This is a genomic window from Myxococcus sp. CA039A, from assembly GCF_013336645.1.
In the GTDB taxonomy this organism is placed as follows: Bacteria; Myxococcota; Myxococcia; order Myxococcales; family Myxococcaceae; genus Myxococcus; species Myxococcus llanfairpwllgwyngyllgogerychwyrndrobwllllantysiliogogogochensis.
This window is the reverse complement of record NZ_JABUMQ010000128.1, coordinates 14,304-28,481: the sequence shown is the minus strand read 5'-3', so window position 1 is coordinate 28,481 and position 14,178 is coordinate 14,304. Positions and strand designations below refer to the sequence as shown.

Here is a 14,178-nt window from a genome sequence, read left to right as displayed (position 1 = left end):
ATAAGAGACAGTACCCCCACCGTCCTCCCCCACGGAGGACACCTTCCACATCGGACTACACGTTAACCGTGCCGTCCGACATCTGGGCGAAGCCAGGGTGCGGGGTGACGTGGAGCACCTGCGTCAGCGTGCCCAGGTGCTTCAGCATGCGGGCGATGAGCGGCAGCTTCACTTCCTCGACGCCCGCGAAGACATCCTCGAGGACGAAGGGCCGCTTCACGCGCGCACTCCCCTTCTCCACGACCGTCAGCCGCAGCGCCAGGTAATACAGGTCCAGGTCCTTTGGCGGAATCTCGCCCACCGGCACCCGTCGCCCGCCCGCGAGCGCGAAGGCCCGACCCTCCTTGTCCCACTCGACACCCTGGTATCGGCGGTCCGTGAGCGCGGTGAGGTACTGGACGCAGCGATCCTTGAGCATGGCCTGCACGCTCAGCACGTCTGTGGTGAAGATGTCCGCGGCCTGGGCCAGCAGCGCGGGGGAAGGATCGTCCAGCGGCTCCGCGGGCGCGGGGGCACCATCCGGCCCGGCGGCGGCCGGCGGAGGTGGCGCCTTCGCCAGCGCGATGGACTCCTTCACCCGGCCGAGTTCCCGCTCCACCTCGCGAATGTCGCGCACGTAGGAGCCCTTCTGGATGAGCTCCGCGTTGAGCGCCTCGAGCTGGTCCTTCAGCGCCTGGCGCTGAGTGGACGCGGCCACGAACTCGGGGTCCGCCTCCACCGCCGCGAGCTGATCCTTCAGCTCCACCACGCGAGCGGCCAGCAGCTCCTTGCGCTCCAGCGCGGCGGGAATCTCGTCCAGGCTCTCCACGCCGAGTGCCTTCTGCGCCATGCGCACCGGCGCGGCCTCGGCCTCGAACTCCTCGTGGATCTTCTTCTCGCGTGCGTCGAAGCGACCTTCCTTGCTGCCTCGCTGCGAGGACTTCTGGAGTTCATCCACGTAGCGCAGCGCGACGAACGCGGAGAAGCCGAAGGCGGGGATGTCCAGCAGCGCCAGGTAGCGGAACGTGCTGTCGATGCCGAGCCCCAGACCCAACCCCAGCCCGAGAAACAGCACGCCCACGGCGATGCCGACCCAGAAGCCACGGTCCTCAGTCAGCGGCTCCACCGAGTCCGGCACATCCGCCGCGTCCGCATCCCGGTCCGCGCCGAGCCGGACCAGCGCATCGTCCCGCTTCGCCACCACCTTGGAATAGCGCTGCACCCGGTTGAGGATGTCCTGGGGAAGCCCCAGCGTCTGCGGCGTCGGCGCGGCCCGCCACGCATTCTCCGCGTCGTGGATGGCGACCTTCAGCCCCTCGGTGCCCTTCAGGCGCTGATCCGCGTCGAAGATCTGCGAGGACAACCCGTCCACCTTGAACTGGAGCCCATCCACCTCGCGCGCGGAGATGAGCTCCGCCTCCAACGCACGCGCCTTCGCCTCGGATGCGGCGATGTCGTCGGAGGGCGCGACGGTGGAGACGGACGCCAGCGAGGGGAACTTGCCGGACGCCTTGGGGTCCACCGCCTTGGCCGCGGCCTTGCGCGGACGCCGGGATGGAAGCTGCCCCACCTGGAGGCAGTAGAGCTGCTCGAAGGTCGTCCGCGGAGGCAGCCCCACCTGCCCGCGCATGAACTGGTTCATCTCCGAGGCATCCGACGACACCAGCTCCGGCTGCTGCGTCGCCTTGTTCAAGCGATGCAGCGTCCCCGAGCCGCCCAGCTCCCGCAGGACCCGGTATGTCGCACCATCCACGCCCTGGAAGGTCAGCGCGGCCTTGCCGGACTTCGCACCGGGCGCGATGAAGGAGGCGTCTCCGCCCCGACCGTCCGCGAAGAGCAGCGCGAGCAGGACTCCCGCGAACGGGCTCGCCTCGGCCGAGGGCGGCTTGAGGACAAGGTACCCGGACTTCAGCGAGAAGCGGCCCGCGGGAGTAAAGCCCCGGACATTCTGGACGGCGACCTCGACGAATTGCATGGCCGGCGCATGTTACCGCGAATGAAAAAAGGAGCGCCCGGGATCGGACGCTCCTTCTCACGACGGCCCGTGGGCCGACGAGGACTCAGGCGCTCAGGAGGCGCTCAGGAGGCCTTGGCGGCCTTGGGGGCCCTGTCGGGATCTTCCTGCACGTCCACGCGGGCCGCCTTGCCCTTGAGGTCGCGGAGGTAGAACAGGCGGCTGCGGTTCACGCGGCCACGCGAGAGGACCTCGATCTTCTCGTAGCGGGGGCTGTGCAGCGGGAAGATGCGCTCCACGCCGACGCCGAAGGACACCTTGCGGACCGTGAAGGTGGCCCTGTGGCTGCCCGAGGTCTTCCGGATGACGGTGCCCTCGAACGCCTGGACGCGCTCCTTCTCGCCCTCCTTCACCTTCCAGAAGACGCGCACGGAGTCACCAGAACGGAACGAGGTGACGTCCTGGCGCAGGTACTTGGCCTCGACGTGCTGAATGGCGCTGTTACGCATGACAGACTCCAGTAAAGCGGAAGCTAACGCGACGATGAACGCGTGAAAGAGCGGGCCGTACTACCAGAGAGAATGGTGTCGGACAAGCCCGCTGAAGCCCAATCCACTGAGAACCCCCAGGGTTACAGGTCTTCCTCGCGGCGAGCCAGCAGTTTTTGATCCGCCTTGGACAACGTCAGGCGGGAGAACAAGTCGGGCCGGCGCTCTCGTGTGAGCACCAGCGATTTCCAACGGCGCCACCGGGCGATGCGGGCATGGTCTCCCGACTGGAGGGCGGCGGGCACCTCGACCTCCCGGAAGACAGGCGGGCGCGTGTACTGGGGATGCTCCAGCGTGCCCTCCTCGAAGCTCTCCGACACCGAGGACGCCACATTCCCCAGCACCCCGGGGACCAGCCGCGCCACGGCGTCCACCACCGCCATCGCGGCGACCTCCCCACCGGTGAGGACGAAGTCTCCCAGGGACAGCTCCCCATCCAGGTAGCTCATCACCCGCTCGTCCACGCCCTCGTAGCGACCACAGACGAGGATCAACCCCGCCGTGTGGGAGACAAGCTCACGTGCGGCGGCCTGGGTGAACGTCACGCCGCGAGGGCTCATCAGCAGCACCTTCGCGCCGGGCAGTCGCGCCCGCGCGGCTTCAATCGCGGCGATCAGCGGCTCGGGCTTCATCACCATCCCAGCCCCGCCCCCGTAGGGAGCGTCGTCCGTGACGCGATGCTTGCCCTCCGCGTACTCGCGGATGTCGGTGATGGTGGTGGAGAGCAGGCCCTTCTCCTGGGCCTTGCCGAGGATGCTGGCCCCCAGGTAGCCGGTCACCATGCCGGGGAACAGCGTGAGCAGCTCCACCGGATACGACGGACTCACTGCTCGGACCCGTCGGGCGCATCCTTGTCCGCGTCGCGGCGGCCGACTTCCACGTACTCGGGAGGGCGGATCACGATGCGCCGCGCGGCGATGTCCACGGTGGGGACGAACTCATCCGCGAACGGCACCACCAACTCCTGCCGCCCCGCGGCGCGGATCACCAGGTTCGGCACCTCGCCGGTGGCCCAGATCTCCTCCACCGTTCCCAGGGGCGTGCCGGCCTCGTCCACGGCGGACAGGCCCACCAGATCGCCCTGGAAGAACTGGCCCTCTTCGGGCGGCTCCAGGTCCTCGCGGAAGACGAACACGGTGGAGCCCACGAGCGACTCGGCCTCCGTGCGCGTCTCCACGCCCTCGAAGGCGACGATGTCCTCTTTCGGCGTGGGCCGCAGCTCCTCCATCTTGAGGTCGCGTTCCACGCCCGCCCGGGTGCGGATGCGAACCCGCTCGACGGTGGCGAGCGTCTCCGATCCTGGATCAAACGGACGCACGGCCACCTCGCCGCGCAGTCCGTGCGCGCGCGAGATGAAGCCCAGCTCAAGCAAGGGGTTCGGAGTCACCGTGACGTGTCCGGTGCGGCGGCGGGCTGACCGCTGGCCGCATTGCGCCGGTCGTCGAGGATCTCCAGACGAACCTTCTGGCCTGACTTCTGGGCCGCGGCATTGAGCAGCGTCCGGAGGGCATTCACGGTACGCCCATCACGGCCGATGACCTTGCCAACATCCTCGGGGGCGACCTTCAGCTCATAGAGCCGCGCGCCGTCCACCTCGGAGATGCGCAGGCCCACCTGGTCCGGTTGATCGACCAGGGCCCGCGCCAGATACGTGAGGAGTTGCTCCACGTCCGCTCAGTACAGGCGGTCGCGGATCAAGCCGCGGGGGTGGACTTGGGAGCCTTCGCGGCGACCTTGATGAGGTCCGCCACGGTCTCCGACGGCGTCGCGCCCGTCTTCAGCCAGTAGTTCAGCCGCTCCTCGTTGAACTCCACCTTCGGGGGGGTGATGTTCGGGTCGTACGCGCCAACGGCCTCGATGAACTTGCCATCCCGCGGGTTGCGGGAGTCGGTGGCGACCACGTGGTAGTAGGGCTTCTTCTTGGCGCCCGCGCGGGCAAGACGGAGGACGACGGCCATGGAGTACTCCAGCGAACAGGTTACGACGATGGAAACGGGGTGGCGCTCTTAACGCCGCACCCGCCGGATTGTCAAGGAAGCTCGGGACTTTATGTCGTGCTTTCGGCTGCGGACGACTCACCACGATTGGCGAGCTGCCCGCAGGCTCCAGCGATGTCCCGGCCCCGGTTCTTGCGGATGTAGGCGGACACGTGACCATCCGACAGGATGGCCCGGAACTCTTCCGCCCGCTCTTCCGCGGTGGTCTGGAACCCCAGACCCGGGTTCTCGTTGTAGGGAATCAGGTTGACCTTCGCCGGAATTCCCTTGAGCAGCTGGATGAGGCGGTGCGCGTCCTCATCGCTGTCGTTGAAGCCCTGGATGAGGACGTATTCGAAGGTGATGCGGCGTCCCTGGCGCAGCGGGAACTTGCGACACGCATCCAGCAGCGCGGCGATATTCCACTTGCGGTTGACGGGCATCGTCTTGCTGCGCTGCTCGTCGGTGCTGGCGTTGAGGGAGATGGCCAGCTTCACGTCCGTCTCCTGGCCGAAGCGCTCGATCATGGGAACGAGGCCGACGGTGGAGACGGTGATGTGGCGGTGGCTGAAGTTCGGCCCGTCCTCGGACTGGAGGATGGAGAGCGCCGTCTTCAGGTTTTCAAAGTTGTGGAGCGGCTCGCCCATGCCCATGAACACGAGGTTGGAGAGCGGGCGCAGCGTCTCGTGGCCCTCGTTCTTGCGGACCTCGCGGTTCACCGCGTGGACCTGGGCGACAATCTCGCTGGGCGTCAGGTTGCGCTTGAGGCCCATGGTGCCCGTCATGCAGAAGCCACAGGCCATGGCGCAGCCCACCTGGGTGGACACGCACAGCGTCCTGCGGTCCTCGGAGGGCATGTAGACGGACTCGATGTAGCGCCCGTCCCGCGTCTTCCACCGGTACTTGATGGTGCCGTCGATGCTGCGCTGCTCCAGGTCCTTCACCAGCGGGACGATCTCCGCGGCGACCCTCAGCTTCTCGCGCAGGACCTTGGACAGGTCCGTCATCTCGTCGAACGACGTGACACCGCGCTGATGCAGCCAGCGGTAGACCTGGGGGGCACGGAAGGCGCGCTCGCCCAGTTGCTCGGTGACGAAGCGGGTGAGCGCCTCCAGCGACAGGCTGGCCACGTCCACGAGCTTCGCGGGCGCGGGCGCCGGCAGTGGCTCCGTGACAGGAAGAGAGGGGGTGGCGGAGGTCTCGGTCATCGTCGTCGCGCTATTGAACGGTAAGGCCCGGGGCGTCCCTTCCCACACCTGGGCACGACAAGTCAAAGGAGCGCACGCCCCCTGAGTCCTGCTCCAGGCATGAGCACCCCTCCCCTGCCCCGCTGGAAGGCCAACGGCCCGGGCCAGCCCCTCGCGGGTGCCGACACCGGGCCGTCAGTCAGAGGCCCCTTCCGGGGCCTGCCGCCTACTTCTTGGCGGTGTACTCGTACGGCTGGACTTCCGTCTCGCGGAAGAAGTACGCGATCTCGTTCTTCGCGTTCTCCAGGCTGTCGGAGCCGTGCACCGTGTTCTGGTCGATGCTGGTGGCGAAGTCCTTGCGGATGGTGCCCTCGGCCGCCTGCGCGGGGTTGGTGGCGCCCATGATGTCGCGGTTGCCCAGGACGGCGTTCTCGCCCTCCAGCACCATCAGGACCACGGGGCCGGAGATCATGAACTGCACCAGGTCCTTGAAGAAGGGCCGGGCCTTGTGGACCGCGTAGAAGCCCTCGGCCTCCTTCTGGGAGAGCTGCTGGAGCCGGATGGCGACCGGCTTCAGACCCTTCTCCTCGAAGCGGCTGATGATCTTCCCGATGACGCCCTTCTGCAGACCGTCCGGCTTGATGATGGACAGCGTACGCTCGATGGCCATTTTGACTGGCTCCTTGTGCCCCTGAGGGGTGTTAGCGCTTCTTGGGGCCGCGCTTCACGGCCTCCTGGAGGGTGGTGCCCAGCTCGGCGGGGCTGGCGGCCATCACGATTCCCGCGGCCTCCATCGCCTTGATCTTCTCCGTCGCCGTGCCCTTGCCGCCGGAGATGATGGCGCCCGCGTGGCCCATGCGCTTGCCCGGAGGCGCCGACTGGCCGGCGATGAACCCGGCGATGGGCTTGGTGAACTCGCGAGCGACGTACTCCGCGCCCAGCTCCTCGGCGCTGCCGCCGATTTCACCAATCATGATCACCGCGTCCGTGTCCGGATCCGCGTTGAACAGCTTGAGCACGTCCACGAAGTCCGTGCCGTTGACCGGGTCTCCGCCGATGCCCACCGCCGTCGACTGGCCCAGGCCCAGCTGCGTGAGCTGGTGCACGGCCTCGTACGTCAGCGTGCCAGAGCGCGACACCACGCCGATGCGGCCCGGCTTGTGGATGTGGCCCGGCATGATGCCGATCTTGCACTTGGCGCCGGGGGTGATGACACCCGGGCAGTTCGGACCGATGAGGCGCACGCCCGGCTTGCCCTGCAGGTAGCGCTTGGCGCGCACCATGTCGAGGACCGGGATGCCTTCGGTGATCGTGATGATGAGGGACACGCCCGCGTCAGCGGCCTCCATGATGGAGTCCGCGGCGAACGGGGGCGGGACGAAGATGACGGACGTGTTCGCGCCCGTCTGCTTCACGGCGTCGGCGACCGTGTTGAACACGGGAACCTTGCCCTCGAAGCTGGTGCCGCCCTTGCCCGGCGTGACACCGCCAACGAGCTTCGTGCCGTACTCCAACATCTGCTTCGAGTGGAACGAGCCCGCCGAGCCGGTGATGCCCTGGCAGAGGACCTTCGTGTTTTCGTTGACGAGGATGCTCATGGCGCTCCTTCAAAAAAGTGTGGGCGATGAAGCGCGCGGACTACTTCAGCGCGGCGACGGCCTTCTCGGCCGCCTGACGCAGGTTGTCCGCCGGGGTGATGGCGAGGCCGGAGTTGCGCAGCAGTTCCTTGCCCTGCTCCACGTTGGTGCCTTCCAGGCGAACGATGAGGGGCACTTTGAGCTGAACTTCCTTGGCCGCGGCGATGATGCCGTCCGCGATGACATCGCACTTCATGATGCCGCCGAAGATGTTGACCAGCACAGCCTTCACCGCGGGGTCGGCCAGGATGAGCTTGAAGGCCGCCGTCACCTTCTCCTTGCTCGCGCCGCCGCCCACGTCCAGGAAGTTGGCCGGCGAGCCGCCCACCAGCTTGATGGTGTCCATGGTGGCCATGGCCAGACCCGCGCCGTTCACCATGCAGCCGATGTTTCCCTCGAGCGCGATGTAGGCCAGATCCCACTCCTTGGCCTGCGTCTCACGCGCGTCCTCTTCCGCCAGGTCCCGGTACGCCAGCAGGTCCTTGTGGCGGTAGATGGCGTTCTCGTCGAACGTCACCTTCGCGTCCAGCGCCACCACGCCGCCATCCTTCAGGATGACCAGCGGGTTGATCTCCACCAGGGACGCATCCGTCTCGATGAACATCCGGTAGAGCGCGGTGCAGAACTGGGCGAACTTGTTCACCGTGGGGCCCGACAGGCCCAGCCCGAAGGCCAGGTTGCGGCCCTGGAAGTCCAGGAAGCCCACCGCCGGGTCCACCGTCTCGCGGAGGATCTTCTCGGGGTGCTTCTCCGCCACTTCTTCAATCTCCACGCCGCCCTCGCGGGACGCCATGAAGGTGACGCGGCTGGTGACGCGGTCCAGCGTCACGCCCAGGTACAGCTCCTGGCCGATGGCGAGACCTTCTTCGATGTAGACCTTGTGGACCTTCGTGCCTTCCGGCCCGGTCTGGATGGTCTTCAGCATCATGCCAAGCATCTGCTTGGCGAGTTCCTTCGCCTCGGCGGGGCTCTTGGCCAGCTTCACGCCGCCGCCCTTGCCTCGGCCACCGGCATGGATCTGGGCCTTCACCACGACGACCGGCGTGGCCAGCTCCTTGGCAGCGGCCTCCGCGTCATTCGGCGAGAGGGCGAGAATTCCCTTCGGCGTGGGCACACCGTACTTCCGGAAGATTTCCTTGCCCTGGTACTCGTGGATCTTCATCGAGGCTCCATGTGGAGACGAGGGGGACGACCCCTTACAGGCGTCAGCGCGTGGCCCTCATTGCGCAGAAACCGACGGATGGCAAGGCCGTTTGACCCGGCACACACCGCGGTGCGGCAGGCTGTGGACAGCTGATAACCAGGAATGTCCGGGTAGATGAGGACGCCTTCACCGCGTCCGAACTCCGAGCAACGGAGCAACAAGGCCCGAGCACGCACGAAGCCCCACGACCAGGGAGCCAGGCCCGGGGACGGTATGACCCGGGTCGCCACGCGTTCCGTGTCGCAGCCGTGACGTGTTCCCTCCAGGAGCCTTCGCCCCATGTGCTTGCGCCCGTGGCACCTCGTCGCCGTGGCACTGCTCGCGTCCCCTGCCCTTGCGTCCGCGCCCGCGAAGCCGCCGGTGCTCAACGCCACGGAGCGCACGCGGATCATCGAGGCGGTGCTCGTGCAGGTCCGCGCGAGGCATCACTCTCCGGAGCTGGGAGAGCTGGCGCACCGACTGCTGCGCGCGAGATTGAAGCGCGGGGACTATGACGCCATCACCGACCCGGAGCGGTTCGCGGAGGTCCTCACCGTGCACCTCGAGCAAGCCGGACAGGACGCGCACTTCGTGGTCATCCACAGCGCGAGGCCCGTGCCGACGAACGTTCCCCTTCCCTGGGAGCCCGCACCGGCGCACATCGAAGCGTGGCGCGCCGAGCGCGAGGCGATTCACGCGCGGCAGGCGCGGTTCGACGCGCGGGGCATCACTCGGGTGGAGCGGTTGGAAGGCAATGTCGGCTACCTTCGACTCTCCCGCTTCCCCGACGAGAAGCTCGCGCGTGATGCCACGGCGGCGGCGATGACCCTGCTGTCCTCCACGGACGCGCTCATCGTGGATCTGCGCGGCAATGGCGGCGGCGATTCCACCCTGGTGGCCCAGTACCTCGCATGGCTCCTGCCCGCGCCCGTCCACGTGCGTGACACGGTGTGGAGAGGCCGGGAGACGACGTCGCTCCACACTCCGACGGAGCTCCTGGCGGGACGCTACGGAGACAAGGAGGTCTACCTCCTCACGGACAAGGACACGTTCTCCTCGGCGGAGCTGTTCGCGTATGACCTCCAGGCGCGCAAGCGCGCGCGGGTGGTCGGTGAGAAGACGCGCGGCGGTGCCAACACGGGCGTGGTGCTTCCCGTGGACGAGCACTTCCTCGTCGGTGTCCCCATGGGGCGCACCGTCCACGCCGTGACTCGGGCGAACTGGGAAGGCACCGGGGTGACTCCAGACGTGGCCGTGCCTGCCTCGGAGGCGCTGCGCATGGCGTATGCCGCCGCGCTCGACACCCTCGTGAAGCAGGCCTCGGAGCCCGAGCGACTCGCGGAGATCCAGTCCGCGCGGAAGAGCCTCGATTCGCCACGCTGAGCCCTGGCGACGCGCGGAGGTCCAGTCCGCGAGGAAGAACCTCGACCCGCCACGCTGCGCCCGAGCGACTCGCGGAGATCCAGCCTCGATTCGCCACGCTGAGCCCTGGCGACGCGCGGCACTCCAGTCCGCGCGGAAGGGCCTCGATTCGCCACGCTGAGCCCTGGCGACGCGCGGCACTCCAGTCCGCACGGAAGAACCTCGGCCCTCCACGCTGAGCCCGAGCAACTCGCGGAGCTTCGCACCGCCCGAAAACCGTGGACCGCCACGCGAAGCACGCACCTCTCCATGCCATGCGCATCAACGGCAACGGCCCCATGCCGTGTCCCAGGGACACACGCATGAGGCCGCTTGGCCTTCACGGGAACAACAGCCCCGTCACCCCGGACCGCTGTGACCCTTCTTCTCCTCTTCCTGCGAGAAGAGGTCCTTGATGACCAGCTTGGTCACCTGACGGTTCATCATCGCGATGGAGGTGGTGAGCGGAATCTCCTTCGGGCAGACCTTCACGCAGTTCTGCGCCTTGCCGCAGTCCTGCACGCCGCCGGGCCCCATGAGCGAACGCACGCGCTCCTCGGAGTTCAACTTGCCCGTCGGGTTCATGTTGAACAGGCGGGCCTGGCTGATGGCCGCCGCGCCGACGAAGTCGTTGTCCATGGTCACCTGGGGGCACGCCTCCAGGCAGCTTCCACACGTAATGCACGTGGAGAGCACGTACATCGTCGACTGGTCCACGGGCGACTGGCGCGGGCCCGGCCCCAGGTTGTGGGTACCGTCCGTGGGAATCCAGCCCTTCACCCGCTTGAGCGCCTCGAACATCCGGCTGCGGTCCACGGCCAGGTCCCGGACCACGGGGAACTTGCTCATGGGCTCCAGGGTGATCGGCTGCTCCAGCTTGTCGATGAGCGCCGAGCACGCCATGCGCACCCGCCCATTGATGTTGATGGCGCAGCTGCCGCAGACCTCTTCGAGACACGCGGCGTCCCACACCACGGGGGGCACGCGCTTGCCCTCCACCGTGACGGGGTTGCGCTGGATCTCCATCAGGCACGAGATGACGTTGGCGCCCTTGCGATAGGGAACCTTGAACTCCTCGTAGCGGCCCGGCTGGTCCGGAGCGTCCTGCCGCCAGATTCGGAAGGAGATGGATTGGGTGCTGACGGCGCCTGCCTGTGCGGTGTCCATGTGGCTCGACCCTTCACTTCCAAGTCAGTTACGGGGACCCGCGCTCTCACGCGGGCCCACCCAGAAAGTTCCCCGGTGCCTTACGCGTACCAGCGCGGCTCGGGCTTCAGCACCGGCGTCGGGACGTCCTCATAGGAGATGTTCGGCCCCTCTTCCGCGTACTTCGCGATGGTCGTCTTCGCCCACCTGTCATGGCGCGCCTGCCACAGCGCCATCCACGCGGGATCGTCGTTGGGGTCCTTCGTCTTCGGCTCGGGCAGCGAGAAGTCCGGCTTGTAGTGCGCGCCACGGCTCTCGTCGCGCAAGAGCGCGCTGGTGGCGATGACCTCGCCCAGCTCCAGCATGTTCCAGAGCTGGTTGGTGTACGACAACGACCGGTTGGACGAGTTGCCCGTGTCCAGGACGTTGACGTTCTTCCAACGGCTCTTCAGCTCGCGGATCTTGTCCACCGTCTTCTTCAGCCGGTCGTTGTAGCGGACGACGGTGCAGTTCTCCGTCATCACGTCGCCCAGCTCCTGGCTCAGACCGTAGGGATTCTCCGCGCCGGCCATCTTCTTGATGGTCCCGAACCGGTCCTCCCAGTAGCGCTTCGCATCCTGGAAGTACTTCTCCGGCATGGCCGCCGCGCTCGTCGTGTTGCTCTTGGCGAAGGACGCCATGGCCGGGCCGCCGATCATCCCCGAGTAGATGCAGGAGAGCAGCGAGTTGGCGCCCAGGCGGTTGCCACCGTGGAACGCGTAGTCCGCCTCGCCCGCGGCGTAGAGGCCCGGGATGTTGGTGGACTGGTTCTTCGGGCTGCCCTCCAGCGGCGTCAGCGTCTTCGAGTCCGCCTCGAACTGAACGTACAGGCCGCCCATCGAGTAGTGCATGCCCGGGAAGATGACCATCGGCGTGACGCGCGGGTCGTCACCGACGAACTTCTCGTAGATCTCCATGACGCCCTTGATCTTGGCGTCCAGCGTCTTGGCCGGGATGTGCGTCACATCCAGGTACACGCCGTCCCTGCCCCCGATGCCCATGCCCAGGTCGCGGCAGACGATGAAGATCTCCCGCGTGGCCACATCGCGGGGGACCAGGTTCTTGTACTTGGGGTACTTCTCCTCGAGGAAGTACCAGCGCTCGCTCTCCGGGATGTCCCGGGGCCCGCGCGTGTCGCCCTTCTTCCGAGGCACCCAGACGCGGCCACCCTCGCCGCGCACCGACTCGCTCATCAGGCGCAGCTTGTCCTCGCCCGGAATCGACGTCGGATGCACCTGGATGAACTCACCGTTCGCGTAGATGGCGCCCTCCATGTAGGCGCGACCCGCGGCGGTGCCGGTATTGATGATGGAGTTGGTGGACCGGCCGAACACGATGCCAGGGCCGCCCGTGGCCAGACACACGGCCTCCGCCGGGAAGGTGCGGATCTCCATGGTGCGAAGGTCCACGGCCACGCTGCCGATGCAGCGGCCACCCTCGTCCTTCACCGTGCCGAGCCACTCCCAGTACTCGTACTTGGTGACCTTGCCCTCGGCCTCATAGCGGCGGACCTGCTCGTCCAGCGCGTAGAGCAGCTGCTGGCCCGTCGTCGCGCCGGCGAAGGCGGTGCGGTGGTGCAGCGTGCCGCCGAAGCGGCGGAAGTCCAGCAGGCCTTCCGGCGTGCGGTTGAACGTCACGCCCATGCGGTCCAGCAGGTAGATGATACCGGGGGCCGCGTAGCACATGCCCTTCACGGAGATCTGCTCGGCCAGGAAGTCGCCGCCGCGCAGCGTGTCCTTGACGTGGATCTCCGGGCTGTCGCCCTCGCCCTTGGTGTTCACCGCGCCGTTGATGCCACCCTGGGCGCAGACCGAGTGCGAGCGCTTCACCGGGACGAGCGAGAGCACATCCACCTGGTGGCCCGCCTCCGCGAGCTTGATCGTCGTCATCAGCCCGGCGAGACCGCCGCCCACCACTGTGAACCGCGCTGCTGCTGCCATCATCGTCTCCTTGACTGCCGGGACATCGGACACGCCTGCCGTCAGCCGGCTCGCCGTTTCGGCGCGCCACGCTCCGGACATCCCCGTGCGAGTTCTACAGGCTAGTTAACTTGGCGGAACCGCGCCGCAACGGCGGCGTCGAAAACGATAAGCCCGCGTCATCCGCGGCATCAGGCGCGAAGCCCGCCGACTGCTTCCGGCGGGCTCCACGACTGGAACGGACTACAGCTTGACGGAGTCGACCGTCTTCTTCACCGACTGGAAGGACTTCGCCAGCTCGGCCTTCTCGGCCTCGTTGAGGTCCACGGTGATGATCTTCTCGATGCCGCCCGCGCCAATCTGGATGGGAGCGCCGAAGAAGTAGTCGCTGATGCCGTACTGGCCCTTCAGCAGCGCCGCGCCCGGCAGGATGCGCTTGCGGTCGAAGATGAAGCTCTCCGCCATGGCGATGGAGGAGGCCGCGGGCCCGAAGTAGGCGCTGCCCGTCTTGTACAGGCCGACCAGCTCCGCGCCGCCCTCACGGGTGCGCTTGACGATGGCGTCCAGCTTGTCCTTCGCGATGAGCTCCGTGAGGGGCACGCCGCCCACGGTGCTGTGCCGCACCAGGGGCACCATGTCGTCGCCGTGGCCGCCAAGCACCAGCGCCTCCACGTCACGGATGGAGCAGCCGAGGGCCTCCGCCACGAAGCACTTGAAGCGGCTGGTATCCAGCACGCCCGCCATGCCCACCACCATGTTGTCCGGCAGCTCCGCGATCTTGTGGAGCGCGAACACCATCGCGTCCAGCGGGTTCGCCACGTTGATGACGAACGCGCCCGGGGCGTGCTGCTTGATGTTGGCAGCCACGTCCTTCATGATCTTGAGGTTGATCTCGAGCAGATCCTCGCGGCTCATGCCCGGCTTGCGGGGCATGCCGGCCGTGATGATGATCACGTCCGAGCCAGCGACGTCCTTCCAGTCCGTGGTGCCGGTGACGCGACAGTCGTAGCCGTCCACCGCCGCGAGCTGGTTGATGTCCAGCGCCTTGCCCTTGACCAGACCCTCGGCCACCGGGATGTCGTACAGGAACACGTCACCCAGCGACTTCTGCACCGCCAGCAGCGCGAGGTTGCCGCCGATCTGCCCGCCGCCGATGAGGCCAATCTTCTTCTTGCGATTCTGAGCCATGGATTCGCCGTCTCCCATTCC

The 14,178-nt window shown here is 67.2% G+C and carries 14 protein-coding genes; 1 reads left to right on the top strand and 13 read right to left on the bottom strand.

The window, feature by feature from the left end; translation table 11 throughout:
• Positions 1-55: 55 nt before the first annotated feature.
• The 10 genes from HR086_RS22010 to sucC form a co-directional block, all read right to left on the bottom strand.
• On the bottom strand, positions 56-1,954 hold the full coding sequence (locus HR086_RS22010) for a chromosome segregation protein SMC (RefSeq protein WP_174462108.1): 1,899 nt from the start codon (positions 1,952-1,954) through the stop codon (positions 56-58).
• Positions 1,955-2,058: 104 nt separating this feature from the next.
• Complete coding sequence (gene rplS / locus HR086_RS22005; RefSeq protein WP_141645907.1) at positions 2,059-2,442, bottom strand: 50S ribosomal protein L19; 384 nt, start codon at positions 2,440-2,442, stop codon at positions 2,059-2,061.
• A 122-nt stretch (positions 2,443-2,564) separates the two neighbouring features.
• Positions 2,565-3,308, bottom strand: a complete 744-nt coding sequence (trmD, locus tag HR086_RS22000) for a tRNA (guanosine(37)-N1)-methyltransferase TrmD (protein WP_174462107.1) — start codon at positions 3,306-3,308, stop codon at positions 2,565-2,567.
• Complete coding sequence (gene rimM / locus HR086_RS21995) at positions 3,305-3,868, bottom strand: ribosome maturation factor RimM (RefSeq protein ID WP_141645905.1); 564 nt, start codon at positions 3,866-3,868, stop codon at positions 3,305-3,307. The genes trmD and rimM overlap by 4 nt, the downstream gene beginning before the upstream one ends.
• Positions 3,865-4,149 (bottom strand): KH domain-containing protein, encoded by a 285-nt coding sequence (locus tag HR086_RS21990; RefSeq protein ID WP_141645904.1) that lies wholly within the window; start codon positions 4,147-4,149, stop codon positions 3,865-3,867. Before HR086_RS21990 ends, rimM begins: the two co-directional genes overlap by 4 nt.
• 26 nt (positions 4,150-4,175) lie before the next feature.
• Positions 4,176-4,439 (bottom strand): 30S ribosomal protein S16, encoded by a 264-nt coding sequence (gene rpsP / locus HR086_RS21985; RefSeq protein WP_141645903.1) that lies wholly within the window; start codon positions 4,437-4,439, stop codon positions 4,176-4,178.
• A gap of 89 nt (positions 4,440-4,528) precedes the next feature.
• The gene (gene rlmN, locus HR086_RS21980; protein WP_174462106.1) at positions 4,529-5,665 is read right to left on the bottom strand and encodes a 23S rRNA (adenine(2503)-C(2))-methyltransferase RlmN; all 1,137 of its coding nucleotides are present in this window, start codon (positions 5,663-5,665) and stop codon (positions 4,529-4,531) included.
• A gap of 205 nt (positions 5,666-5,870) precedes the next feature.
• The gene (gene ndk, locus HR086_RS21975; RefSeq protein ID WP_141645901.1) at positions 5,871-6,314 is read right to left on the bottom strand and encodes a nucleoside-diphosphate kinase; all 444 of its coding nucleotides are present in this window, start codon (positions 6,312-6,314) and stop codon (positions 5,871-5,873) included.
• A 31-nt stretch (positions 6,315-6,345) separates the two neighbouring features.
• On the bottom strand, positions 6,346-7,242 hold the full coding sequence (gene sucD / locus HR086_RS21970; RefSeq protein WP_141645900.1) for a succinate--CoA ligase subunit alpha: 897 nt from the start codon (positions 7,240-7,242) through the stop codon (positions 6,346-6,348).
• A 40-nt stretch (positions 7,243-7,282) separates the two neighbouring features.
• On the bottom strand, positions 7,283-8,443 hold the full coding sequence (sucC, locus tag HR086_RS21965; protein ID WP_141645899.1) for an ADP-forming succinate--CoA ligase subunit beta: 1,161 nt from the start codon (positions 8,441-8,443) through the stop codon (positions 7,283-7,285).
• Positions 8,444-8,764: 321 nt separating this feature from the next.
• On the opposite strand from sucC, the gene HR086_RS21960 reads away from it, so the two are divergent.
• A complete protein-coding gene (locus HR086_RS21960; RefSeq protein WP_174462105.1) occupies positions 8,765-9,847 on the top strand; it encodes a S41 family peptidase in 1,083 nt (360 codons plus the stop codon).
• 378 nt (positions 9,848-10,225) lie between these two features.
• Here HR086_RS21960 and sdhB read toward each other — a convergent pair whose 3' ends face one another.
• From sdhB to mdh, 3 genes are all read right to left on the bottom strand, one after another.
• Positions 10,226-11,032 carry a succinate dehydrogenase iron-sulfur subunit gene (sdhB, locus tag HR086_RS21955; protein WP_141645897.1) on the bottom strand — a complete coding sequence of 269 codons (807 nt, stop codon included), beginning with the start codon at positions 11,030-11,032 and terminating at the stop codon, positions 10,226-10,228.
• 80 nt (positions 11,033-11,112) lie between these two features.
• Positions 11,113-12,990 carry a succinate dehydrogenase flavoprotein subunit gene (sdhA, locus tag HR086_RS21950; RefSeq protein ID WP_174455550.1) on the bottom strand — a complete coding sequence of 626 codons (1,878 nt, stop codon included), beginning with the start codon at positions 12,988-12,990 and terminating at the stop codon, positions 11,113-11,115.
• 222 nt (positions 12,991-13,212) lie between these two features.
• Entirely contained in the window at positions 13,213-14,157 is a 945-nt protein-coding gene (gene mdh / locus HR086_RS21945; RefSeq protein WP_141645896.1) for a malate dehydrogenase, read from the bottom strand.
• Between the last annotated feature and the right edge of the window lie 21 nt (positions 14,158-14,178).